The sequence below is a fragment of the Flammeovirga sp. OC4 genome (genome assembly GCF_000812565.1).
Taxonomy (GTDB): domain Bacteria; phylum Bacteroidota; class Bacteroidia; order Cytophagales; family Flammeovirgaceae; genus Flammeovirga.
Map to the genome: position 1 here is coordinate 1 of NZ_JTAM01000184.1, position 712 is coordinate 712.

The window sequence follows — 712 nt, forward strand, 5'->3', positions numbered from 1 at the left end:
CCTACACGTTTTGCTGCTTTTTCTGACTTTACATAAATGCTAAAATCATCGGCATATCTCACAAAACGAACTCCTCGCTCCATTAGAAAGAGATCCAGTTCATGAAGAAGAATATTAGAAAGAAGCGGACTTAATGGCCCTCCTTGCGGAACACCTTTTCGTCTTTTCTTCAGTTTCCCTTGAATCATGATCGGTGCTCTTAGGAACTTACGGATCAGTTTCATGGTGATCGGGCATTTGACTCTTTGATAAATCAGTTGCAGTAAGATGCTGTGATCCACTTCGTCAAAGAAGCTTTTAAGATCGATATCAATAATATCTTGATAACCCTCATTAATGTAGGATAACGATGTTTGAAGTGCATCATGAGCACTTTTGTTGGGACGAAAACCAAAGCTGAACGCTAAGAATTCCCTTTCGAAAATAGGAGATAAAACTTGATGTAGTGCCTGTTGAATAAGGCGGTCTTGTACCGTGGGGATACCCAAAAGACGTGTTTTCCCATTCGGTTTGGGTATTTCCACACCTTTGATGGGTTGTGGTAGATACTGCCCCGAAAGCAATACATCTTTGGTGGTATCCCATGTTTTACGTAAGTGGAAGAAAAGTTGACCAGTTGACATTTTATCAATTCCTGCACTTCCTCCATTACGATAAACTCGCTGGTAAGCCCGTTTCATATTTGCTTTAGACACTACTTGTTCGATCATTC

Annotated in this window: 1 protein-coding gene; it reads right to left on the reverse strand. The window is 40.6% G+C overall.

Annotation, left to right across the window (positions count from 1 at the left end):
• The coding region (locus PL77_RS29885; RefSeq protein WP_253274030.1) for a reverse transcriptase domain-containing protein at positions 1-680 on the reverse strand (680 nt) is incomplete at its 3' end.
• Positions 681-712 lie beyond the last annotated feature (32 nt).